Genomic DNA, 23,627 nt, shown 5'->3' with positions numbered 1-23,627 from the left:
AATTCAGGAGTTCGTTCGACATGCTGCATTTGTCCCGCCTTACCTCGCTGGCCCTGACGATCGCCCTGGTGATCGGCGCGCCTCTGGCGTTCGCCGCGCAACCGGCCCCGACCGTCGCTCCGGCAGGCACTGCTGCGACCGCCAAGGCGCCGTTGCCGCTGGAAGAGTTGCGCACTTTCGCCGAGGTCATGGACCGGATCAAAGCCGCGTACGTCGAACCTGTGGACGACAAGACCCTGCTGGAAAACGCGATCAAGGGCATGCTCAGCAACCTCGATCCGCACTCGGCCTACCTTGGCCCGGAAGACTTCACCGAACTGCAGGAAAGTACCAGCGGTGAGTTCGGCGGCCTGGGCATCGAAGTCGGTGCTGAAGACGGCTTCATCAAGGTCGTCTCGCCAATCGATGACACCCCGGCATCCAAGGCCGGCATTCAGGCCGGTGACTTCATCGTCAAGATCAACGGACAGCCGACACGCGGCCAGACCATGACCGAAGCCGTCGACAAGATGCGCGGCAAGATCGGTCAGAAAATCACCCTGACCCTGGTTCGCGACGGCGGCACGCCGTTCGACGTGACCCTGGCGCGAGCAGTGATTCAGGTGAAGAGCGTCAAGGCGCAGCTGCTGGAATCGGGCTACGGCTACATCCGCATTACCCAGTTCCAGGTCAAGACCGGCGAAGAAGTCTCCAAAGCCCTGGCCAAGCTGCGCAAGGACAACGGCAAGAAGCTCAACGGCATCATTCTCGACCTGCGCAACAACCCGGGCGGCGTACTGCAATCGGCGGTGGAAGTGGTCGACCATTTCATCACCAAAGGCCTGATCGTTTACACCAAAGGTCGGATCGCCAATTCCGAACTGCGCTTCTCCGCCACCGGCAAGGACGAAAGCGAAGCGGTGCCGATGGTCGTGTTGATCAACGGTGGCAGCGCCTCGGCCTCGGAAATCGTTGCCGGCGCCCTGCAGGATCAGAAACGCGCGGTGGTCATGGGCACCACCAGTTTCGGCAAGGGCTCGGTGCAAACCGTTCTGCCGCTGAACAATGATCGCGCGCTGAAGATCACCACCGCGCTGTACTTCACGCCCAATGGCCGCTCGATTCAGGCCCAGGGCATCGTGCCGGACATCGAAGTGCGCCGCGCGAAGATCACCAATGAAGCCGACAGCGAGTACTTCAAGGAAGCCGATCTGCAAGGCCATTTGGGCAACGGCAACGGCGGCGCCGACAAGCCGAGTGGTTCGGCTGGCAAGGCCAAAGCGATGCCGCAGGATGACGATTACCAGTTGGCCCAGGCCCTGAGCCTGCTCAAAGGGCTGAGCATCACGTCCGGCCGTTGAGGATGTCTCTGCGTTTCGTCTTCGTTCTGTTGTGCTGTCTGGCGGGTGCTGCTCATGCAGAGCCCGTCAGCTCTGCGCCGCATAAAGCTTACCTGACACTGATCATCGACGACCTGGGGCAGAACCTGCCCCGGGATCGACGCGTGCTGGCCCTGCCCGGCCCGGTGACGACAGCGATCATGCCAGATACACCGCACGCCACCGAATTTGCCCGCGAAGCCCATCGCGCCGGCAAGATCGTTATCCTGCACATGCCGATGGACCCGGCCACCGGGCCGTACGCCTGGCATCCCGAACTGCCCATCGAAGAGCTGCAGAAACGCCTGAATGCCGCATTCGAAAAAGTGCCGTTTACCGCTGGCATCAACAATCACATGGGCAGCCGCATGACCGCGCAGCCAGCGGCGATGGCGTGGTTGATGGGTGAATTGCAGCGTCGGCACAAGTTCTTCGTCGACAGCCGCACCAGCGCTCAAACCGTCGCTGCGCAGCAAGCGCAGAAAATCGATCTGGCCAGCGTTTCACGGGATGTATTTCTTGATGATGAGCGCACTGAAGCGGCCATTGCCACTCAGCTACAGACCGCGATTACCCTGGCGCACAAACAGGGCTCAGCGGTGATGATCGGCCATCCTTATCCGCAGACCCTGGCGGTGCTGGAGCGCGAGTTGCCGAAGCTGAAAGCGCAGGGCATCGACTGGATCGATATCAGGCAGATGATCAGCGTACGCAGCAACCGCGCCATGGCTGGCCATGGCAAAGACGGCGTCTATCGGTAACACCCGGTTACGTTGCCATACATGGTTACCACCGAACGCCCGGCCCCGTTCCGGATAGTGAGACCTGCTACAGGTCGCGGCTCCTTTGAGCCGCTTTCAACTATCAGGAGTGCCCATGACAAACAACACCCCGATCATCCCGCCCATTGGCCGGACTGAACCGATCAGAATCGACAACTTGTTGATCAACTTCACCACAGAGTTTTTGCGGATCTGGGATACCAACGGTATATCGGCCAAACCTGCGGCCTTCTGGCGCCCGACTCCGGCACCCGACGCGCTGCCCGGTTATTTCCCCTTGGGCGATGTCATCACCACAGGCCTGGGCAACATCAACGGCGAACGAGTGGTGGCAGTGGCTTGCGAAGCAGATATTGCCAGCACTGATCCCGGCAAGGGCAAGGCACTGCGGCGTCCCGATGATTACGAGCTGGTCTGGAAGGATTCCGGGTCCGGTTCAAAAAGAGATGTGTCGATCTGGCGACCGCTGCCTCCCGCAGGCTATGTGGCGCTGGGGTCAGTGTGCTCGAATGATCATGAGAAACCGTCGCTCAACGCGGTCCGCTGCGTTCGCGCTGATCTGGTGATCGGGTCGAATACCAGCGACCTGATCTGGGACGGCAAGGGCAGCAAAGCACGACAGCGTGTCAGCGCCTGGGGCGCCGTTCCTCGAGTCGCTCTACCTGGCGAAGTCAACTTGGCATCGGGCAGTTTTTTCGCTTTGAGTAACTACACCAGACCGGCGAGCTTCCCGGTCTACTGCTTGCGCCTGCAGATTGCACTGCAGACCTACCCACGCCCATCGCCACCGGTGCTGTGCGGGGAAACACCGACACCCGTAGACCCTGTGGGCGAAGCGACTTACACCGCCAGTCTCCCGTGGTTCACCATCAACGATCCGCGTTATACCGCCACTGAACAGTTGCGTCACTCGCCCTTCTATTTGCTGCAACGCAAGGATCAGTACGTGCTCGTCGGTCATGCACGCAACAGTGGCGACGTCAGCCAGATATTCAAATGGACAGCGCGCCGCGCCCAGCGGACCGGCGGCTTGCGAACATTCACCCAGACTACTTCGGTCGAATTCGGCGTCCAATGGCAAAACTATCAGAACAACGCGCTGATGTTTTCGGCACGACTGGGCCATGATTTCACCCAATGCGAACTACATTCGAACGAATGGCTCAATGCAGCGGTAATCGAAGTGGTTGCGGTCGTGGATAAAAACAGGTCCGTGGCAGCCTATCTGGTGCAGAGCGACTACAGATTGGTGCGCGCAGACGGCACGCCAGTGATGGCGGGTTTCAGCTATACCGATGGCAGTAGTTTGCACTTCAGCCAGTACGCACCAGCCGAGCCTGAAATCGTCGCCCTGGCGGAGCCGAACCCGGTCGAAGAACGCACCGTCCAGCCGTCTCTGACCGAGGACGATACCAGCATTCCGCTGCCAGAGCCGGACCGGTCAGGCGCTACAGATAGCGCGCCATGATTTCATCGACCACACCCTCTTTGCGCAGTTGATCCAGCGCCGCCTGGAGCTTGTTGACGACTTCATCGGAAACGTCCTTGTTCAGCGCCAGGTACAACTCGGCGCTGTTGAAGCGCAGCACGGTCTTCAGGCCGGTCACACCATCCTGCCGCGCCAGATAACGCCCGGCAGGATCACCGGTGGCCCACAGATCGATCTGGCCGTTGACCAGTTTCTTCGCATTGTCCTGATCACGCAGCACCACCACCGGTTTGAGGCCTTGCTTGGTCAGCGTCTCGGCAATCGCGTCGCCCTTGTAGGCGCCGATCCTGTACTTGCGCGCATCATGGAGGGTTTCGAGGGTGATCTTGCTGTCTGCCTTGGCCAGCAGGATCCAGTCATCGGGACCGATCGGGCCGACCCATTTGAACAGTTTTTCCCGGTCAGGCAGGCGCGCCATGACGAAGGCCCCGTAACCGGGATTTTCCAGCGCGAGTTTGTAGACACGTTCCCAGGGGAACCGCAGGGTCAGGCTGTAAGTGAGGCCGGCGCGCTGGAACATCTCGCGTACGATGTCGGTGGCAATGCCGTTGATGTTGTCGCCCTGGGCGAAATTCTTGCCGTTCGTCGCCATGTTGTACGGCGGGAAGTTTTCGGTGAGCAGCACCAGATCGGTGTCGGGGCTGTTTTCCGCCCGGGCATTGTTGATGAGCAACAATGAGGCGCTGGCGAGAACAACAAGCAGGCGTTTGATCATGTCGGGCTACCGGAATCCATGGCGTGCCCAAGAGTGCCTTGGGCGCGCCATGCTGTCCACTGGCCTGTACGCTTTAGCGCATGACGATGCCGCGATGCGCCATGTAGGCCTTGGCTTCCTGCACGGTGTATTCGCCGAAGTGAAAAATGCTCGCCGCCAGCACCGCGCTGGCATGACCTTCGAGAATGCCGTCGGCCAGATGCTGCAGGTTGCCGACGCCGCCAGAGGCAATGACCGGAATGCCCAGCGCATCGCTGATCGCGCGGGTCACGCCGAGGTCGAAGCCGTTTTTCATGCCGTCCTGATCCATGCTGGTCAGCAGGATCTCGCCAGCACCGAGGCCTTCCATTTTCTTCGCCCACTCGACTGCGTCGAGGCCGGTCGGCTTGCGCCCGCCGTGGGTGAAGATCTCCCAACGCGGCGTTTCGCCGGGGCCGGAGACTTTCTTGGCGTCGATCGCAACGACGATGCACTGCGAGCCGAAATGCTGCGCGGCTTCGCCGACAAATTCCGGGTTGAACACGGCAGCGGTGTTGATCGAGACCTTGTCCGCGCCAGCATTGAGCAGATTGCGGATGTCCTGCACGGTGCGCACGCCACCACCAACGGTCAGCGGGATGAACACCTGACTGGCCATGCGCTCAACGGTATGCAGCGTGGTGTCACGACCATCGACGCTGGCGGTGATGTCGAGGAAGGTAATCTCGTCGGCACCCTGCTCGTCGTAGCGACGGGCGATTTCCACCGGGTCACCGGCGTCTCGGATGTTCTCGAACTTCACGCCCTTGACGACCCGGCCGTTGTCCACGTCCAGGCAGGGGATAATGCGTTTGGCCAGCGCCATGGGTCAGTCCTCAGCCTTGGTACGAATCGCAGAATGCTTGCGCTTCGGCGACGTCGAGAGTGCCCTCATAGATCGCCCGGCCGGTAATCGCGCCGATGATGCCCGGTGCCTTGGCGTCGAGCAGCGACTTGATGTCACCCAGATTGTGGATGCCGCCGGAAGCGATCACCGGAATCTTCGTCGCAGCAGCCAGCGCAGCGGTGAACGGCACGTTGCAGCCCTGCATCATGCCGTCTTTGGCGATGTCGGTATAAACGATCGACGAGACGCCGTCGGCTTCAAATTGCCTGGCCAGATCGATCACCTGCACGGTGCTGATTTCCGCCCAGCCGTCGGTGGCGACGAAACCGTCTTTGGCGTCGAGGCCGACAATGATCTTGCCCGGAAAGGCGCGGCAGGCTTCAGCGACGAACGCCGGATCTTTTACGGCTTTGGTGCCGATGATCACGTAGCTCACGCCGGCCTTGACGTAGTGCTCGATGGTTTCCAGCGAGCGGATGCCGCCACCGATCTGGATCGGCAGGGTCGGGTAACGCTTGGCGATCGCCGTGACCACTTCGCCGTTGACCGGCTGGCCTTCGAACGCGCCGTTCAGGTCGACCAGATGCAAGCGGCGGCAACCGCCCTCCACCCACTTGGCAGCCATGCTCACCGGGTCATCGGAGAACACCGTGGAATCTTCCATGCGGCCCTGGCGCAGACGCACGCAGGCACCGTCTTTAAGATCGATAGCAGGAATAATTAGCATGCTTTTCCTTCGTCAAAGAGCTGCAAGCTGCTAGCTTTAAGCTGCAAGCGCGCACGTGTGTCTGATTCTTGCAGCTGACAGCTTGAAGCTTGCAGCTGCTCCTAATTTTTTTCGAGCGCCCACAGGTCGCTTTCGATGCTTTCAAACCGCTTTTTGAGGTGGGTCTGCACATCGAAAATCGCCCTGTTGTAATAGTGCGGAGCAATTTCGCGGGTAAACAGCTCAAGAATTTCCGCCGCTTCGAACGAACCCAGGTCCAGCTCGAAGCGGTCTTCCATGAACCGCTGAATCTTGCGATTGGCCTCGCTCTCCAGCTCGGGAGTGAGGGTCAGGATCGGCGGCTTGGATTTCTTGACAGCCATTTACCAGCGACCGTCCCACGCAGCGAAGTTCTGCAGCAGTTGCAGGCCATGGGTATGGCTTTTCTCTGGATGGAACTGCACGGCGAAACGCGAGCCATCGGCCAGCGCTGCGGCGAAATCGACACCGTAGTGACCGCTGCCCACCACCTGCCGCGCATTGGCCGCGGCGATGTAATAGCTGTGCACGAAGTAGAAACGCGCCAGGTCCGGAATGTCATGCCACAGCGGGTGACTGATGTTCTGCTTCACCTCGTTCCAGCCCATGTGCGGGACTTTAAGGTGCTCGCCGTCTTCGTGCAGGCCCTTGCCGAAGAACTTCACCGCGCCCGGGAACAGGCCGATGCAGTCAACGCCATCATTCTCTTCGCTGCTGTCGAGCAAGGCTTGCATGCCGACGCAGATGCCGAGGAACGGGCGATCCTGGCTGACCTCACGGACCAGCGAATCGAAGCCGAGGCGACGGATCTCCGCCATGCAATCGCGGATCGCGCCAACACCGGGGAACACCACGCGGTCGGCTTCGCGAATCACGTTCGCGTCGCTGGTGATCAGCACCTTGCCGGCGCCAACATGCTCGAGAGCCTTGGCCACCGAGTGCAGGTTGCCCATGCCGTAGTCGATAACTGCAACCGTCTGCATTACAAAACGCCTTTGGTCGACGGCATTTGCCCGGCCATGCGCTCGTCCAGCTCCACGGCCATGCGCAGGGCGCGGCCGAAAGCCTTGAACACGGTTTCGATCTGGTGGTGAGTGTTGGTGCCGCGCAGGTTGTCGATGTGCACACTGACCAGCGCGTGGTTGACGAAGCCCTGGAAGAATTCCTGGAACAGGTCAACGTCGAAACCACCGACGGTGGCGCGGGTGTACGGCACGTGCATCTGCAGGCCCGGGCGACCGGAGAAATCGATCACCACGCGCGACAGCGCTTCATCGAGCGGCACGTAGGCATGGCCGTAGCGACGGATGCCTTTCTTGTCGCCGATGGCTTTAGCGAAGGCCTGGCCGAGGGTGATACCGACGTCTTCCACCGTATGGTGGTCGTCGATATGCAGATCGCCCTTGCATTCGATATCCAGGTCGATCAACCCGTGACGGGCGATCTGATCCAGCATGTGCTCAAGAAAAGGGACACCGATATCGAATCGGGCCTTTCCGGTGCCATCAAGGTTGATCGAGGCTTTGATCTGGGTTTCCAGAGTGTCGCGCTCGACAGACGCCTTACGTTCGGCCATCACCAGCTCCGCAAAATCATTGGGCGAAAAAGGCAGCCATTATAGGCACGCGGGGCGTAAACAGAAACACGAGAGGTGATATGGCTGACGGATAGAACGCCCGGCTGTCGCGGGTAGACATGTCCATACAAGCTTTCTCGGACACCCAAAAACAACTGTAGGAGTGAGCCTGCTCGCGATGAGGGCGTGACAGTCACCATTTCAGTGACTGTCAGACCGCTATCGCGAGCAGGCTCACTCCTACAGGGTTACAGCGTTTTTACTTAGTGAAACAGTACCGCCGTCTTCTGCAGGGTCACCCACACACCCCACGCCAACGGAATACCCACCACCAGCCAGGCAGCGATGGCCAGCGGCTTGCTGCCCGGTGCGGCTTTCCACTCCAGAACGGTGCTGGCATCGGCACCCTTGTCGTGGCCCAGCGCCTGTTCGGCGGCCAGTTCAGCGTCGGTCATGAAGTACTTGTCGGCCACCGGGCGCACCATCAGGTTGCACAGGAAGCCCAGCACCAAGAGGCCTGCGAGGATGTACAGGGTGATGTCGTAGGCAGCTGCGCGTTCCACGCCGATGCTCAACTGATATTCACGCAGGTAGTTCACCAGCACCGGACCGAGCACACCGGCAGCGGCCCAGGCAGTCAGCAGACGACCGTGGATCGCACCCACCATCTGCGTACCGAACAGGTCGGCCAGATAGGCCGGCACCGTGGCGAAACCACCGCCGTACATCGACAGGATGATGCAGAACGCCGCCACGAACAGCGCAACGTTGCCCAAGTGACCGAGGTTCGGAATCAGCGCGTACAGGGCAAAACCCAAGGCAAAGAACACGAAATAGGTGTTTTTGCGGCCTAGGTAGTCCGAGAACGAGGCCCAGAAGAAGCGGCCACCGATGTTGAACAGGCTCAGCAGGCCGGTGAAGCCCGCTGCGATCGCCGCGATCGAAGCCAGTTGGCCGGCGTCGAGTTGACCGAACGGCACGTCAACGCCCAGCAACTTGCCGCCGAACACTTCCTGCAACAGTGGCGAAGCCATGCCGAGGATGCCGATACCCGCCGACACGTTCAGGCACAGCACCAGCCAGACCAGACGGAATTGCGGAGTTTTCCACGCTACATTCACGTGAACGTGACGGTTGGTGATCATCGCGTTCGAAGCTTTCTTCGCCGGAGCGGTCCAGCCTTCAGGCTTCCAGCCGGTCGGCGGCACGCGGTAGGACAATGCGCCACCGATCATGAACACGAAGTAGATGGCCGCCATGGCCACGAAGCTCTGCCATACGCCCACACCTTCTGGCGAAGCGAAATGGCTCATCAGTGCAGTCGCCAATGGTGCACCGACCATCGCGCCGCCACCGAAGCCCATGATCGCCATGCCGGTCGCCATGCCGCGCTTGTCCGGGAACCACTTGATCAGGGTCGACACCGGCGAGATATAGCCCAGGCCCAGACCGATGCCGCCGATCACGCCGGAACCGATCCACATCAGCCAGATCTGGTGGGTATAGATACCCAGCGCAGAAATCAGCAGACCGCCGCACCAGCACAGCGCCGACACCACGCCCGCTTTACGAGGACCGGCGTGTTCCAGCCAGCCGCCCCAGATCGCTGCCGAGCAGCCGAGGAAGATGAAGAACAGCGTGTAGATCCAGCCGAGCATGGAGATCGGCCAGTCGCAGTTCGACGAAAATACCTGTGCGATGAAGCTCATGTCCGGTGCACAAGCTACCGGCGCGGTAACGCCCAGTGCCTTGGACAGCGGCAACCAGAACACCGAGAAGCCGTAGGCCATGCCGATGCACAGGTGAATGGCCAAAGCGGCCGGTGGAACCAGCCAGCGGTTGAAACCGGGCTTGGCGATGATGCGTTCCTTGGACAGGAACGCAGGCTGGTCGGCTTTGAGGCCGTCCGCCGTGATGCTCGTGCTCATTGTGTATCCCCCAATTTTTAGTATGGTTCGCCAGCCACTGCTCACCCTCGGCCTTATGCACGCAGGCATGACCGTTTTTTCAGGTGAAGCTCCTTGAAGGCGCGACGTTAAGTCGCAGACGGGCGGACGAACTGGCGAAGGTTACCATTCTCAGGTGACAGAAAAACCAAACTGATATCACCTTTTTTCTGTCAGCTGTGTTCGCCCCCTGTAGGAGCTGCGGAACGCTGCGATCTTTTGATCTTTTTGAAATTGCCAAAATCAAAAGATCACAGCGTTCCGCAGCTCCTACAGTCGGCATTTCAACGGGGTTAGCATGCGGGGCGTTGTTCAGGTGCCTGACGACAGATATGTACATCTGGTGCTTGTCCCATTTATGCGTGCGAAAAGTTACCCGTCGTCGTGGCGTGGCTGAACGTCCGGTGAACCAAGCGCAGAAAATGGCGTCGCAAACGGGGGCCGAATTGCGCCTGCTCGCTCCCGCCGGGCATCCTCAAGCGCAGGCACCGGTGGCGAAGTTGCAGGTGCTGTTGCCGACCCTCGGCAGATGACGCCACACCGAACCGGGTGCTTGCAGCGCTATACTCCCCGGCCAAATGACGAATTCGACTAACTACAAGGACTCGCCCATGAAAGCGTTCGGCAAAATCCTGGGTCTGGTACTTCTCGGGCTGTTGCTGATCATTGTGGCGGCAGGTTTTGCCCTGACCCACCTCTTCGATCCCAACGACTACAAAGACGAGATCCGCCAGATAGCCCGCGACAAGGCCCACATCGAGCTGACGCTCAATGGCGATATCGGCTGGAGCCTGTTCCCGTGGCTCGGCCTGGAACTGCACGAAGCCAGCGTCGCCACCCTGGCCAAACCCGCCGAACCGTTTGCCGATTTGCAGATGCTCGGTTTGTCCGTGCGCGTCCTGCCGTTGTTGCGCCGTGAAGTGCAGATGAGCGACGTACGCGTCGAAGGCCTCAACCTGCGCCTGAACCGTGACAAGAACGGCCACGGCAACTGGGAAGACATCGGCAAGGTGCCAGTGGCGCCAGGCTCTACTCCACCCGCCACGCCGGGCGCGACCGCCAGCGAGCCAACCGTCGCCGTGGAAAAACCGGCGCAACCGATTCGCCTCGACATCGACAGCCTGACCGTGAACAACGCTCGCGTTGAATACAACGATGAGCTGACCGGCAAGCAGTTCAGCGCCGAAAGCATTCAACTGAGCACCGGTCCGGTGCACGATTCGACCAATATCCCGGTGAAGGCCACCGCGTTCCTCGGCACCAATCAACCGGTGTTGCGCGTGCGCACCGAGCTCAACGGCGAGCTGCGCTTCGAGCGCGCCCTGCAACGCTACAAGTTCGAAGACCTGAAGCTGACCGGCGAACTCGCTGGCGATCCGCTGCAAGGCAAAACCATGACTTTCTCTGCTCAAGGCCAGTTATTGCTGGACAAAGCAGCGAACGTCGCCGAATGGACCGGCATCAAGATTTCCGCCAACCAGTTGCGCGCCTTGGGCGAACTGAAAGCCAATGACCTCGACAAGACGCCACAGATCAGCGGCGGCATTTCCATTGCCCAGTTCGATCTGGCGAAATTCGTCGACAGCATCGGCCAGACAGTGCCGGAGATGGGCGAAGGCAGCCTGAGCAAGGTCGAGCTGGTCAGCCGCGTTGCTGCCACCCCGACCAGTCTGTCGTTCGACAACATCAACCTGAAACTCGATGACAGCAGCTTCAGCGGCCGCATCGCCATCGAGGATTTCGCCAAACAGTCGCTGCGCGCCATTCTCAAGGCCGACACATTCAACGTCGACCGCTACCTGCCACCGAAATCGGACCAGGCCAACAGCGCCACGCAAACCCGTCAGGCCGAAGTCGCCAGCACCGAGGCCGGCGCCGTCGCAGGCACCACGCCGCTGCCGGACAAACCGAGCAAAACCGCCTGGAGCACCGAGCGCCTGCTGCCGGTCGAACGCCTGGCGAAACTGGATGTGGACGCCGACCTGACTTTCGGCCAACTGACCCTCGACAAACTGCCAATCCAGAACGCTGCGCTCAAAGCCACCGGCCAGGGCGGCCTGCTGACGCTGGCAAACCTGAGCGGCGAGCTGTACAACGGCGGTTTCGTCGCCAACGGCACGCTCGACGTGCGCCCAAGCGCGCCGGTACTGAACCTGCAGACCCGTCTCAATCGCGTCCCGGCGGAAAAAATCATCGAAAGCCAGGGCAAGAACCCGCCGGTCAAAGGCCTGGTGACACTGACCAGCAGCCTCACCGGCAGCGGCAACAGCCAACAGGCGTTGATCGATACGCTCAACGGCAACGCCAGTTTCGTCATCAACAACGGCGTGCTGCTCAACGCCAATCTCGAACAGCAATTGTGCAAAGGCATCGCCACCCTCAACCGCAAAACCCTGAGCGGCGAGCCTCGGGGCAAGGACACGCCGTTCGAGGAGCTGAAAGGCAATCTGACCGTACGCAATGGCGTCGCCAGCAACCCGGACCTGAAAGTGCGCATCCCCGGCATGACCGTCAACGGTGACGGTGACATCGACCTGCGCGTTTTGGGCATGGATTACCGCGTCGGCATCATCGTTGAGGGCGACACCAGCGCCATGCCCGACCCGGCCTGTCAGGTCGGCGAGAAGTTCGTCGGCATCGAGTGGCCGCTGCGCTGCCGTGGCCCGCTGGAGCTGGGGGCCAAGGCCTGCCGCGTCGACAATGACCGTCTCGGTCAGGTCGCCAGCAAAATGGCTGGGAACAAGCTCAGCGAAAAGATCGACGAGAAACTGGGCGACAAAGTCAGTCCGGAACTGAAAAACGCATTGAAGGGGCTGTTCAAGCGATGACAGCGGAGCAGTTTTCCACGGCGGTGCTGGAATGGTTCGACCGCCATGGCCGCCACGATTTGCCGTGGCAACAGGACATCAACCCGTACCGGGTGTGGGTGTCCGAGATCATGTTGCAGCAGACACAGGTCAGCACCGTGCTCAATTACTTCGAGCGCTTCATGGCGGCGCTGCCAACGGTCAAAGCGCTGGCCGAAGCGCCGGAAGACGAGGTGCTGCACCTGTGGACCGGGCTGGGTTACTACACTCGCGCTCGCAATCTGCAGAAGACCGCGAAGATCGTTGTCAGCCAGTACGGTGGCGAGTTTCCGCGTGACGTGGAGAAGCTCACCGAGTTGCCGGGGATCGGTCTGTCCACGGCCGGCGCGATTGCCAGCATCAGCATGGGCCTGCGCGCGCCAATCCTCGACGGCAACGTCAAACGCGTGCTGGCGCGCTTCACGGCGCAAGAGGGCTACCCCGGCGAACCGAAGGTGGCCAGACAGCTGTGGGCCAACGCCGAGCGATTCACCCCGCATGATCGGGTCAACGCCTACACCCAGGCGATGATGGATCTTGGCGCCACACTCTGCACGCGCAGCAAGCCAAGTTGCCTGCTGTGTCCGCTCAAGCGGGGCTGTGAAGCGCACATGCTCGGCCTGGAGACCCGCTACCCGATTCCCAAGCCGCGTAAAGCCATTCCGCAGAAACGCACGCTGATGCCGATGCTGGCCAATGGCGAAGGCGCAATCCTGCTTTACCGCCGCCCGTCGACGGGCCTGTGGGGCGGTCTGTGGAGCCTGCCGGAACTGGATGATCTCGAAGATCTGCAACATCTGGCCGATCAGCACTCGCTGACCATGGGCCAGCAGCAGGCGCTGCCGAGCCTGGTCCACACGTTCAGCCATTTCCAGTTGTCCATCGAGCCGTGGCTGGTTCAGGTGCAGGAAGCCAGCCATCACGTGGCCGAGGCCGACTGGCTCTGGTATAACCTCGCCACCCCGCCGCGCCTGGGCCTTGCTGCCCCGGTCAAGACCTTGCTCGAACGCGCGGCCGCCGTCTTGAATGCAGGAGAGTCGCCATGACCCGCACCGTAATGTGCCGCAAGTACAAAGAAGAACTGCCCGCGCTGGAACGCGCCCCTTTCCCGGGTGCCAAGGGCCAGGATATTTTCGACCACGTCTCGGCCAAGGCCTGGGCCGACTGGCAGAAACACCAGACCCTGCTGATCAACGAAAAGCGTCTGAACATGATGAACGCCGAAGATCGCAAATACCTGCAGGGCGAAATGGACAAGTACTTCTCCGGCGAGGAATACGCCAAGGCCGAAGGCTATGTGCCGCCAGCCGAATAACCCGCATATTTCGTAAGCGACGGAATTAATTTAAGAAATTTTCAAAAAGTCGTTGACGTAAATTCGAAAAACCCTTTTAATGCGCCCCGTTGCCCAGATAGCTCAGTCGGTAGAGCAGGGGATTGAAAATCCCCGTGTCGGCGGTTCGATTCCGTCTCTGGGCACCAAATACCGAAAACCCTGAATCGCAAGATTCAGGGTTTTTTTATGCCCGGAGTTTATCGGGCATTGTTTACTCCCTTACGGAAGAGGGTCATCACTCGATGAATCAGAAACGAACCCGAGTCCCCCTGCCCCATCCGCCGCCGCATCAGGAAAGCCTGGTGTCCAGAGGGCTGGCGGTCATGATCAGCCTGTTTCTGATCGGTACCGGCGCGCTGTTGGGTTACTCCGCCATCGACGGCGTTATCCACGACACAATCACCACTGCCACTCGCGGTGGGCCGGCCAAGGTCTATACCCTCGCCGGGCAGCCGGGCGCGTATTGGTTTCATATCGTGTTCCAAGGACTCTTCGGCATATTGCTGCTGGCCGCCGGTCTGGCGTGGCGCAGACTAACGAGTATCGACAAGCCAGCGACCAGAACCCAGCGCAGATCTCGTTCGCGCTAGCGGTTGTCGAAAGACGTGGGAAATGGACTACAGACTTCGCCCGGCTACGTCCTTGTCCTCGGCAACGTCCTGCAACGGCAACCTCCTCTTTCTGCGTATTTCACCGTCTCTCCCGACATACTCAAACGGCGAGAATTGCCATGCTTTTGCGTCTGTTCACAATGACGCGGAAGACCCGATGAGCCAGCTTAAACCTGCTGACACGCAAGACCCGAAAATCGATTCACTGCTGGGCGAACTGGGGGAGCTGATTCGCCAGGCGCGCAAACAGGCCCTCATCGATCACCTGCAAAGCTTTCTGCTTGAACTGGGCAAAGGCTTTTCCTTTGTCGCCCGGCAGCAACGCATCAGCACTGACGGCGTTGACCTCTTCATCGACCTGGTGTTCTACAACTACCTGCTCAAGTGCTTCGTGATCATCGACCTGAAACGCGGCAAGCTCAGCGCCCGAGATGTCGGGCAAATGGACATGTATGTGCGCATGTACGACGAGCTCAAGCGCAGCGAGGGTGACAAGCCAACCGTCGGCATCATTCTCAGCGCGGAAAGCAATGACTCGGTGGCGCGCTATTCAATGCTCAAAGGCAATGAGCAACTGTTCGCCAGCAGCTACAAGACCCTATTGCCAAGCGAAGAAGAGTTACGCGCTGAGCTCAACCGCGAACAGAAGTTGATCGAAGAACGCATGCTTACTCAATCCACTGAATGAACAGGCTGGATTGTCCTTGATTGGCGCGGCGACTATGGTTGAAACCTAGCCGCCGAGGTCAAACGCCATGAGCAGTCAGCCCACATTCGAGCTGGAAGACGCTGAGTTGAGCCAACCAGTTTTGACTGCAACTGAAGGCACGCCCTTCAAGGACACTGCCAAGGACGGCTATACACTCGGCGGATTCACCTGGCGCCACGCCTCGCCCGATCCACAGCGCCCGGTGGTCATCATCAACGCCGCCACGTCCGTGCGCTGTCGCCACTACTCACGGTTCGCGACCTATCTGTTCACCAATGGCTGCGACGTGATTACCTACGACTACCGAGGCATCGGTGAATCACGCCGCGAATCGATCAAAGGGCTGCGCGCCTCGTGGACCAACTGGGGCGCGCTGGATTTCGAAGCGATGCTCAAACGTGCGCAACGGGAATTTCCCGGCCAGCCAATCGATGTGGTCGGCCACAGCTTCGGCGGCTGCGCGGCGGGCCTGGCCGAGTCGGGCAGTTTGATCCGACGGCTGGTCACCGTCGGAGCGCAGTTCGCCTACTGGCGTGATTACGCGCCCGGACAGCGCTGGCGAATGTTCGGCAAGTGGCATGTGCTGATGCCGCTGATGACACTGTTCTGCGGTTACTTCCCCGGCAAGCGTCTTGGCTGGCTGGAAGACACGCCAACGGGTGTTGTGCTCGACTGGAGCACGCCTGCCGCACGCTACGAAGATCGCCCAAGCGGTCGTGCACTGATGAAAAAGGCGGGTGCCCTGCCCTTCGCCAACGTCCGCGCGCAGGTCTTGGCCATCAGCCTCGGCGACGATCCTTACGGCACCATTCCGGCGATCGAACGCCTGCTCGACTACTTCCGCAACGCAGCAAAAACCCATCTGCGCATCGAGCCGCAGGACATCGGCGAACGACAAGTCGGACATTTCGCCTTTTTTCGCAGCGCATACCAAGCCACACTATGGCCCATCGCTCTGACCTGGCTGCAGACCGGCGCACTTGCCGCAGACACACCCGGTCGATTAGTACCACGCAGCTGAGCCCCTCTCAACGCACGACGGAACACATCATGGCCTCCGCCAACAAGCAGCAAAAACGCGCCACCCGGGCCAAAGCCAAGGCCAAGCAGAACCGCACCAAACGCGCCGAAGCGCCGGTCGAGCTGGACCCGAACGATGACCGCATCGATTTCGAATCGGTGGACCTCACCGAACTGTTCAAGAAAATGATCGACGCCGAGAAGACCAGCCAGCAAGCCATGTGCACCGCGTTCCTCGAAGACCCGCTGCTGGAACTGGTCTATGAGCAGGAAGGTGAAGAAGGTGCGATGGATTTCATCCTCGCCGCGCTGATCGAGTATCGCCAGTGGTCGCAGGAAACCGACGAGGCTGGCGCGCTGGCGTGGATCGAATCCCCGGCCTTCCAGGCTGACTATGTAGCGGCATCCGACGCGATCGCTGCACAAACCCAACAGAAGAACTGAGCTCCCATGGCATCCCTGAACAAGCAACAGAAACGCGCCAAACGCGCCAAGGCCAAAGCCAAGCAAATCCGTATGGTCGGGCGCAAACCGCTGGATCAGGACGAAGACCTCGGCCACCTCGCCGAGCCGATCCCGGAATACACCCTGGCGATGTTGAGCAAAATGCGCGACGCTGAAGCCGTCAGCCGCAACGAAATGCTGCTGACGCTGCTGCGCGAACTGGCCTTTATCATCGTCGACCATCCTGAACTGCTCGACATGGAAAACGCCGACAACGAAGGCATGGCCGCCACCCACCTGGCCGCCGACATGCTCATCGACTACCGCATGTGGGCCGACGGCATGACCATCGAACAAGCCCAGGCCTGGCTGAGCGAACCGCAGTTCATCACTGATTTCGGGGTGGCGCTGGATGCTTATGGGAAGTCGGTGGAAGATGGCGAACCCAAAGCCGAATAATCCTTTGTGCCTGACCTTCATGCACATCCATTGCAAGGAGGTCAGGTGAAAAAGACGGACTCATACAAAGACGAGCAGCTGTCAAAGCCGAGCGACTCGGCATCCCTTCAAAGCGATACTCATAGCCCCAACGAGCCAACGAAGTGGGATGAATGGTTCGATGCAGACAACTGCAGCTCAGACTTTATGGCGTCGCGAGACCAAAGCTGAATCAGGATCCGAGGCAACCATCATCCGACTTGTAAATAAAAACGGCCGCTAGTCATCCCTGACAGCGGCCGTTTTGCATCACGCGTTACGACTCAGCTCAACACCACCGCACCGCGTTTTTCCAGCTTGCGCCGGCGCGACACCAGCAGCCCGGCAGCCACCACCATCAGGCTCAGCAGGCCGGTGGCGAGTATTTCCACGCGGTGGGCTTCCTGGAACAGCATGATGGTCAGCGCGGCGACAATGAAGATGATCACCGCCCAAGTCAGCCCCGGGAACAGCCACATGCTGAAGACGATCTTCTCGCCACGGGCCATGCGCTGTTTACGCATACGCAGTTGCGAGAACGCGATCACCAGATACACCAGCAGGGCGATGGCGCCGGAGCTGGCCAGGAGGAATTCGAACACCGCGGCCGGAGCGACGTAGTTGGCGAAGGTGCAGAGAAATGCTGCGCCGGTCGACAACATCACCGCCCAGTAAGGCGTGCCGCTTTTGTTGGTGCGGGTCGACATGGCTGGGGCGTCGCCGCGCTTGCCGAGAGAGAACAGCATGCGCGACGAGGTGTACAGCGCCGAGTTCAGGCAACTGGTCACCGCGACCAGTACGACGATATCGACGATCATCTTGGCGTTGGGAATGCCCATGCGCTCAAGCACGGTCTGGTAGGAACCGAGGTTTGCCAGTGTAGGATCGTTCCATGGCACTAGTGCCACGACGATGAAGATCGACACCAGATAGAACAAGCCGATCCGCCAGATCACCGAGTTGGTCGCCTTGGAAATCTGCTTGCCAGGGTCTTTCGATTCCGCCGCCGCGATGGTGACGATCTCGGTGCCCATGAAGGAGAACATGGTGGTCAGGATCGCGCCCAGCACAGCGCCCATGCCGTTGGGCAGGAAGCCACCGCTGTCGAACAAGTGCGACACACCGCTGACCTGACTGGTCGGCAGGAAGCCAAAAATCGCCGCGAGGCCGAGGCCGATGAAACCGATGATCGCCAGCACCTTGATCAGGGCGAACCAGAACTCGAACTCGCCGTAGTTCTTCACGCTGAACAGGTTGGTCACGGTCAGCAGCATGGTGATGACCAGCGCGAAGGCCCAGATGTCCACACCGGGGAACCACGCATGCAGGATGGTCGCGGCGGCGTTGGCCTCCAGCGGAATCACCAGCACCCAGAACCACCAGTACAACCAGCCGATGGTAAAACCGGCCCAGTGACCGATCGCGCGGTCGGCATAAGTCGAGAACGAACCGGTGTCCGGCGAAGCCACGGCCATCTCGCCGAGCATGCGCATCACCAGCACCACCAGAGTACCGGCAGCGGCGTAGGCCAGCAGCACGGCCGGGCCGGCGGCAGCAATGGCGTGGCCGGAGCCGACGAACAGACCGGCGCCGATCACACCGGCGATCGACAACATGGTCACATGACGCGGTTTGAGCCCCTGTTCGAGGCCATTGGAGCTTGGGGTACTGCTCATAGAGACTACCTTTGCAAGGAAAGCGAGTGCATCCGGCGCGTCTGAAAATTCCTTCTCGTAAAAAGAATCCAACGGCCTGTTCCTTATTCCGCACGCAATATTTGCGCCAAAATGTTTCAAGTCCTTGAGGGCCGGGGGCTCTGGCATCCGATGCAAGTGCTTGAGTTTACTGGCTATTCGCCAGAACGTTACCCTGCGACTCACTTTCAAGACGAATCCACGCACCAGAAACACACAGAAAAAGTCTGCGACGCACAGAAAAAGGGCGAATAAGGAACGTTCGGCCGGATAGCGCTTCCAACACCCCGCCAAAGCTGGCAACATCGCGCCTTTTTTTACGCGATACCCACGGGTTTGCATCATCAAACACCCGTTCGGTTGTTGATGGGGCGACAGTCTGCTGTGCCGATGCGACAACCCGCCACATGCCACCCGTTTACCGCTCGTAGCGCTGTTGGCTGCCATAGAAACGCTATGCTAGCTTGGCCGCCTCGCCAGGAAGGCCCGCCAACAGCAGGAGCGCAACATATATGAGGAACGCACATGGCTGAGGCCACGCCCGCGCTGGAAATCCGCAACTTGCACAAACGCTACGGACAGCTTGAGGTGCTCAAAGGCATCTCGCTGACCGCCCGCGACGGCGACGTGATCTCGATCCTCGGCTCTTCCGGTTCCGGCAAGTCCACGTTCCTGCGTTGCATCAACCTGCTGGAAAACCCGCATCAGGGCCAGATCCTGGTGGCCGGTGAAGAACTCAAGCTCAAAGCCGCCAAGAACGGCGAGCTGGTTGCCGCCGACGGCAAACAGATCAATCGCCTGCGCTCGGAGATTGGTTTTGTATTTCAAAACTTTAATCTGTGGCCGCACATGAGCGTGCTCGACAACATCATCGAAGCCCCGCGCCGCGTGCTCGGCCAGAGCAAGGCCGAGGCCATCGAAGTCGCCGAAGCCCTGCTGGCCAAAGTCGGCATCGCCGACAAGCGCCACGCCTACCCGGCGCAATTGTCCGGTGGCCAGCAACAACGCGCAGCGATCGCCCGCACACTGGCGATGCAACCGAAGGTTATCCTGTTCGACGAGCCCACCTCCGCCCTTGACCCGGAAATGGTTCAGGAAGTACTTAGTGTCATCCGCGCATTGGCCGAAGAAGGCCGCACCATGCTGCTCGTGACCCACGAAATGGGCTTCGCCCGCCAGGTCTCCAGCGAAGTGGTGTTCCTTCATCAGGGCCTTATAGAAGAGCAAGGATCGCCACAGCAGGTGTTTGAAAACCCGCTTTCGGCGCGCTGCAAACAATTCATGTCCAGCAACCGCTAACGGAGCAACATGCATGCAGAATTTCAAGAAGGTCTTCCTGGCTGCCGCCGTCACCCTCGCGTTCAGCGCCGGTGCCATGGCTGAAACCCTGAAGATGGGCATCGAAGCGGCCTACCCGCCGTTCAACAACAAAGACGCCAGCGGTCAGGTGGTCGGCTTCGACAAGGAAATCGGCGACGCCCTGTGCGCGAAGATGAAAGCCGAATGTTCCGTCGTCACTTCCGATTGGGACGGCATCATTCCAGCCCTGAACGCGAAGAAGTTCGACTTCCTGATCTCCTCGCTGTCGATCACCGAAGAGCGCAAAGCCGCGGTGGATTTCACTGACCCGTACTACTCGAACAAACTGCAGTTCATCGCGCCGAAAAATGTCGATTTCAAAACCGACAAGGACTCACTCAAGGGCAAGACCATCGGCACCCAGCGCGCAACGCTGGCCGGCACCTGGCTGGAAGACACCTACGGTGACGATATCAAGGTCAGCCTCTACGACACCCAGGAAAATGCCTACCTTGATCTGACCTCAGGCCGTGTCGACGCGATCCTCGCCGACAAGTACGCCAACTACGACTGGCTGAAAACCGACGCCGGCAAGAACTATGAGTTCAAGGGCGACCCGGTGGTAGAAAGCGACAAGATCGGCATCGCTGTGCGCAAGGGTGACAACGAACTGCGCAACAAGCTGAACGCCGCACTGAAGGAAATAGTCGCTGACGGCACCTACAAGAAAATCAACGACAAGTACTTCCCGTTCAGCATCTATTGATCTGACCTGTGGGACCGGCGCCGTGATCAAGCGGCGTCGGCTCCCGACTTTGCCTGCCGCAATTTGAACAGAAACCCATGATTATCGACCTCTACGGATTCGGCCCGGCGCTCGCCGCTGGCGCGCTGATGACCGTCCAACTGGCGCTCACCGCCCTGTGCCTGGGCCTGGTGCTCGGCCTGCTCGGCGCCTTGGCCAAGACTTCCCCGTACAAGCCGCTGCAATGGCTTGGCGGCACCTATTCGACGCTGGTGCGCGGCGTCCCGGAATTGCTCTGGGTACTGTTGATCTATTTCGGTACGGTCAACCTGATGCGCACCCTCGGTGAGTACTTCGGCAACCCCGACCTGCAGCTCAACGCCTTCGCCGCCGGTGTGATCGCACTGGGCCTGTGCTTCGGCGCCTACGCCACGGAAGTGTTTCGTGGCGCCCTGCTTGCCATTCCCAAGGGCCACCGTGAGGCTGGCCAGGCCCTGGGCCTGTCGAAGTGGCGGATCTTCACCCGGTTGATCATGCCGCAGATGTGGCGCATCGCACTGCCGGGCCTGGGCAACCTGTTCATGATCCTGATGAAAGACACCGCGCTGGTATCGGTCATCGGTCTGGAAGAAATCATGCGTCACGCGCAGATCGGCGTGACCGTATCGAAACAACCGTTCACCTTCTATATGGTCGCGGCGGTCATGTACCTCGCCCTGACGGTACTGGCGATGACCGGCATGCATTTCCTGGAAAAACGCGCCGCCCGCGGCTTTGCGAGGAGCGCGCAATGAATTGGGAAGTCATTATCAAGTGGCTGCCGAAACTGGCGCAGGGCGCGACCCTGACTCTGGAACTGGTAGCCATCGCGGTAATCGCTGGCCTGCTGCTGGCAATTCCGCTGGGCATCGCCCGCTCGTCGAAGCTGTGGTACGTGCGTTCGCTGCCCTACGCTTACATCTTCTTTTTCCGTGGCACGCCGTTGCTGGTTCAGCTGTTCCTGGTCTACTACGGCCTGGCGCAGTTCGATGCGGTGCGTGAAAGCGCTTTGTGGCCGTACCTGCGCGATCCGTTCTGGTGTGCCACGGTGACCATGACACTGCACACGGCGGCGTACATCGCCGAGATCTTGCGCGGGGCGATTCAGGCGATTCCACCCGGCGAAATCGAAGCGGCGCGGGCGTTGGGCATGTCCAAGCCCAAAGCGATGTTCTACATCATCCTTCCGCGTGCCGCGCGCATCGGCCTGCCGGCGTACAGCAACGAAGTGATCCTGATGCTCAAGGCCAGTGCCCTGGCCAGCACCGTGACCTTGCTGGAACTGACCGGCATGGCCCGCACGATCATTGCCCGCACCTACTTGCCGGTGGAAATCTTCTTCGCCGCAGGTGTGTTCTATCTGGTCATGGCTTACGTGCTGGTGCGCGGCTTCAAGCTGCTGGAGCGCTGGCTGCGCGTCGATGCCTGCCAGGGCCGCTGAAACTTCCGACGTGCTGACGGGCGAGGACTTACTCGCCCGCTTCAAGGCGCTGGATGCTTTTCTGATTGAGCATCAGGCGCTGTGGAAACCTCGACCGTTTACGCATCTTTCCCTTGCGTGGGAAACCAGTCATCCGGAATTGTCTTCCTGGCTGCGCGGGCGATCGCTGGAAGATGCAGAACGTGCGCATAACCACCCTGCTGATCTGACCGATGCGCCCGAGCCATTTGCCTCACTGGCGAAATTGTCGGCCCAACTGAGTGCAATCGGCGAATTGCCAAGGCACGCGCTTGAGGCTGCCGGGCATCGCTTGAACGTCGATGTGCCTGGGCGCAAGTGGCAGCAGATCGAGGCGTTTGCCAGTTGTCTGTCTTTCGCCTCGCAGCCGACGCATTGGCTGGACTGGTGTTCCGGCAAAGGGCATCTGGGTCGACGATTGTTGAGTGAAGGGCAGCAACTGACTTGTGTCGAATATGATCCGTTGTTGGTTGCGAGCGGTCAGGCGCTGAGTCAGCGTCATGACTTGCATGCGCTGCATGTGGAGCAGGACGTACTCGCGGCGAACGCCTCTGCCGTGGTGAGCGATAGTCACACACCCATCGCCCTGCACGCCTGCGGCGATCTGCACGTACGCCTCATGCGATTGGCGAGTGCCGCCGGATGTCAGCAGATGGCGATCGCGCCATGTTGCTACAACCGGATCAATCGCAGCGAGTATCAGCCACTGTCTTCTGAGGGTTTGCGATCAGCCCTACGGCTATCACTCGAAGATCTGGCTCTGCCGATGAGCGAAACCGTCACCGCCGGTGCGAGGGTCAAACGCCAGCGCGATACCTCGATGGCCCGACGCTTGGCTTTCGATTGGCTGCAACGGCAGTTGCGCGGGACTGACGAATACTTGCCAACCCCATCACTGCCGAGCGCCTGGCTGGATAAACCCTTCGCTGACTACTGTCGCGATCTGGCCGCGCTGAAAGAGTTATCCACAGTTGAACCGACAGATTGGGAAAAACTGGAAGCTACCGGTTGGCAGCGACTGGCCGAGGTACGCAATCTGGAATTGCTTCGCGGATTGTTCCGACGGCCACTGGAAATCTGGCTGAATCTGGATAGGGCGCTTTTTCTGACCGCGCAAGGCTACAACGTGCGTCTCGGCACTTTCTGCGAAGCACCGCTCACCCCGCGCAACTTGCTCCTGTTGGCCGAACGCGAATAAACGGCCAGCAGCCTGTGGATAAATCTGTTGATAAAGATTTACTGGATCCAATATCCATGCGTGTTTCATGGCATTAACAGCTTTGGTCATTTTTCGTACACACAGATAAAAAATTGGCAAAACAGTGTTTTGCGTACCAAATGAGAACAGTTCAGCAAAAACAGGCCTAAGCGTCCCATCGAGCCAGCGTGTTGTGCATAAGCGGCCAATCAAACGACATAACCGCCGAATCGACAGCCCGCCATATCGATTATTTGCGACCGTGCGTCAGCCT

At 59.9% G+C, this 23,627-nt stretch carries 23 protein-coding genes, 1 tRNA gene and 2 pseudogenes; 18 read left to right on the top strand and 8 right to left on the bottom strand.

What is annotated here, in order from left to right; translation table 11 throughout:
• Positions 1–20 precede the first annotated feature (20 nt).
• From J2Y90_RS07650 to J2Y90_RS07640, 3 genes are all read left to right on the top strand, one after another.
• Positions 21–1,340 carry a S41 family peptidase gene (locus tag J2Y90_RS07650; protein ID WP_042608642.1) on the top strand — a complete coding sequence of 440 codons (1,320 nt, stop codon included), beginning with the start codon at positions 21–23 and terminating at the stop codon, positions 1,338–1,340.
• Positions 1,341–1,342: 2 nt separating this feature from the next.
• Positions 1,343–2,119 (top strand): divergent polysaccharide deacetylase family protein, encoded by a 777-nt coding sequence (locus tag J2Y90_RS07645; protein ID WP_253498089.1) that lies wholly within the window; start codon positions 1,343–1,345, stop codon positions 2,117–2,119.
• Between the two features lie 115 nt (positions 2,120–2,234).
• Positions 2,235–3,608 carry a Vps62-related protein gene (locus J2Y90_RS07640; RefSeq protein WP_253498086.1) on the top strand — a complete coding sequence of 458 codons (1,374 nt, stop codon included), beginning with the start codon at positions 2,235–2,237 and terminating at the stop codon, positions 3,606–3,608.
• On the opposite strand, the gene J2Y90_RS07635 is transcribed toward J2Y90_RS07640, so the two are convergent.
• The 7 genes from J2Y90_RS07635 to J2Y90_RS07605 all read right to left on the bottom strand — a co-directional run bounded on the left by J2Y90_RS07635 (position 3,589) and on the right by J2Y90_RS07605 (position 9,458).
• On the bottom strand, positions 3,589–4,344 hold the full coding sequence (locus tag J2Y90_RS07635; protein ID WP_253498083.1) for a substrate-binding periplasmic protein: 756 nt from the start codon (positions 4,342–4,344) through the stop codon (positions 3,589–3,591). The two genes, J2Y90_RS07640 and J2Y90_RS07635, sit on opposite strands and share 20 nt — an antisense overlap.
• 73 nt (positions 4,345–4,417) lie before the next feature.
• The gene (gene hisF / locus J2Y90_RS07630; RefSeq protein WP_007897430.1) at positions 4,418–5,188 is read right to left on the bottom strand and encodes an imidazole glycerol phosphate synthase subunit HisF; all 771 of its coding nucleotides are present in this window, start codon (positions 5,186–5,188) and stop codon (positions 4,418–4,420) included.
• Between the two features lie 10 nt (positions 5,189–5,198).
• The gene (gene hisA / locus J2Y90_RS07625; RefSeq protein ID WP_064363356.1) at positions 5,199–5,936 is read right to left on the bottom strand and encodes a 1-(5-phosphoribosyl)-5-[(5-phosphoribosylamino)methylideneamino]imidazole-4-carboxamide isomerase; all 738 of its coding nucleotides are present in this window, start codon (positions 5,934–5,936) and stop codon (positions 5,199–5,201) included.
• Between the two features lie 101 nt (positions 5,937–6,037).
• A complete protein-coding gene (locus J2Y90_RS07620; protein WP_253498080.1) occupies positions 6,038–6,298 on the bottom strand; it encodes a DUF2164 domain-containing protein in 261 nt (86 codons plus the stop codon).
• Complete coding sequence (gene hisH, locus J2Y90_RS07615; RefSeq protein ID WP_253498077.1) at positions 6,299–6,937, bottom strand: imidazole glycerol phosphate synthase subunit HisH; 639 nt, start codon at positions 6,935–6,937, stop codon at positions 6,299–6,301.
• A complete protein-coding gene (gene hisB, locus J2Y90_RS07610) occupies positions 6,937–7,530 on the bottom strand; it encodes an imidazoleglycerol-phosphate dehydratase HisB (RefSeq protein WP_016772125.1) in 594 nt (197 codons plus the stop codon). The genes hisH and hisB overlap by 1 nt, the downstream gene beginning before the upstream one ends.
• Positions 7,531–7,793: 263 nt before the next feature.
• Entirely contained in the window at positions 7,794–9,458 is a 1,665-nt protein-coding gene (locus J2Y90_RS07605) for an OFA family MFS transporter (RefSeq protein ID WP_253498073.1), read from the bottom strand.
• Between the two features lie 356 nt (positions 9,459–9,814).
• On the opposite strand from J2Y90_RS07605, the pseudogene J2Y90_RS07600 reads away from it, so the two are divergent.
• The 10 genes and pseudogenes from J2Y90_RS07600 to J2Y90_RS07555 all read left to right on the top strand — a co-directional run.
• A pseudogene (locus J2Y90_RS07600) lies at positions 9,815–10,009 on the top strand (acetyl-CoA sensor PanZ family protein); the annotation flags it as partial.
• A 78-nt stretch (positions 10,010–10,087) separates the two neighbouring features.
• On the top strand, positions 10,088–12,304 hold the full coding sequence (locus J2Y90_RS07595; RefSeq protein WP_253498070.1) for an AsmA family protein: 2,217 nt from the start codon (positions 10,088–10,090) through the stop codon (positions 12,302–12,304).
• Complete coding sequence (mutY, locus tag J2Y90_RS07590) at positions 12,301–13,368, top strand: A/G-specific adenine glycosylase (RefSeq protein WP_253498067.1); 1,068 nt, start codon at positions 12,301–12,303, stop codon at positions 13,366–13,368. The genes J2Y90_RS07595 and mutY overlap by 4 nt, the downstream gene beginning before the upstream one ends.
• On the top strand, positions 13,365–13,637 hold the full coding sequence (locus tag J2Y90_RS07585; protein WP_016772129.1) for an oxidative damage protection protein: 273 nt from the start codon (positions 13,365–13,367) through the stop codon (positions 13,635–13,637). Before mutY ends, J2Y90_RS07585 begins: the two co-directional genes overlap by 4 nt.
• Before the next feature lie 91 nt (positions 13,638–13,728).
• Positions 13,729–13,804 (top strand) — tRNA-Phe (locus J2Y90_RS07580).
• A 96-nt stretch (positions 13,805–13,900) separates the two neighbouring features.
• Positions 13,901–14,248, top strand: a complete 348-nt coding sequence (locus J2Y90_RS07575; RefSeq protein ID WP_253498064.1) for a hypothetical protein — start codon at positions 13,901–13,903, stop codon at positions 14,246–14,248.
• A 265-nt stretch (positions 14,249–14,513) separates the two neighbouring features.
• Positions 14,514–14,957: pseudogene (locus J2Y90_RS07570) on the top strand (PDDEXK nuclease domain-containing protein); the annotation flags it as partial.
• Positions 14,958–15,024: 67 nt separating this feature from the next.
• Positions 15,025–15,999, top strand: coding sequence for an alpha/beta hydrolase family protein (locus J2Y90_RS07565; protein WP_253498060.1), 975 nt, complete (start codon positions 15,025–15,027; stop codon positions 15,997–15,999).
• Between the two features lie 29 nt (positions 16,000–16,028).
• The gene (locus tag J2Y90_RS07560; protein ID WP_253498057.1) at positions 16,029–16,442 is read left to right on the top strand and encodes a hypothetical protein; all 414 of its coding nucleotides are present in this window, start codon (positions 16,029–16,031) and stop codon (positions 16,440–16,442) included.
• 6 nt (positions 16,443–16,448) lie between these two features.
• Complete coding sequence (locus J2Y90_RS07555) at positions 16,449–16,901, top strand: hypothetical protein (RefSeq protein WP_253498054.1); 453 nt, start codon at positions 16,449–16,451, stop codon at positions 16,899–16,901.
• A gap of 302 nt (positions 16,902–17,203) precedes the next feature.
• Here J2Y90_RS07555 and gabP read toward each other — a convergent pair whose 3' ends face one another.
• Positions 17,204–18,595: a GABA permease gene (gene gabP / locus J2Y90_RS07550; protein ID WP_253498051.1), complete on the bottom strand. Its 1,392-nt coding sequence runs from the start codon at positions 18,593–18,595 to the stop codon at positions 17,204–17,206.
• A 543-nt stretch (positions 18,596–19,138) separates the two neighbouring features.
• Between gabP and J2Y90_RS07545 the strand changes: the two genes are divergently transcribed.
• The 5 genes from J2Y90_RS07545 to J2Y90_RS07525 all read left to right on the top strand — a co-directional run bounded on the left by J2Y90_RS07545 (position 19,139) and on the right by J2Y90_RS07525 (position 23,353).
• Positions 19,139–19,912, top strand: coding sequence for an ABC transporter ATP-binding protein (locus J2Y90_RS07545; protein WP_042557182.1), 774 nt, complete (start codon positions 19,139–19,141; stop codon positions 19,910–19,912).
• A 13-nt stretch (positions 19,913–19,925) separates the two neighbouring features.
• The gene (locus J2Y90_RS07540; RefSeq protein ID WP_042608621.1) at positions 19,926–20,678 is read left to right on the top strand and encodes an ABC transporter substrate-binding protein; all 753 of its coding nucleotides are present in this window, start codon (positions 19,926–19,928) and stop codon (positions 20,676–20,678) included.
• Positions 20,679–20,755: 77 nt separating this feature from the next.
• Complete coding sequence (locus J2Y90_RS07535) at positions 20,756–21,451, top strand: ABC transporter permease (RefSeq protein ID WP_042608620.1); 696 nt, start codon at positions 20,756–20,758, stop codon at positions 21,449–21,451.
• The gene (locus J2Y90_RS07530) at positions 21,448–22,137 is read left to right on the top strand and encodes an ABC transporter permease (protein ID WP_253498048.1); all 690 of its coding nucleotides are present in this window, start codon (positions 21,448–21,450) and stop codon (positions 22,135–22,137) included. The genes J2Y90_RS07535 and J2Y90_RS07530 overlap by 4 nt, the downstream gene beginning before the upstream one ends.
• Entirely contained in the window at positions 22,118–23,353 is a 1,236-nt protein-coding gene (locus J2Y90_RS07525; protein WP_253498045.1) for a methyltransferase, read from the top strand. Before J2Y90_RS07530 ends, J2Y90_RS07525 begins: the two co-directional genes overlap by 20 nt.
• Positions 23,354–23,627: the final 274 nt, after the last annotated feature.

The sequence above is a fragment of the Pseudomonas koreensis genome (assembly GCF_024169245.1).
Classification (GTDB): Bacteria; Pseudomonadota; Gammaproteobacteria; order Pseudomonadales; family Pseudomonadaceae; genus Aquipseudomonas; species Aquipseudomonas koreensis_F.
The sequence above is the reverse complement of the archived record's forward strand: the minus strand, read 5'-3'. Positions and strand labels throughout refer to the sequence as shown.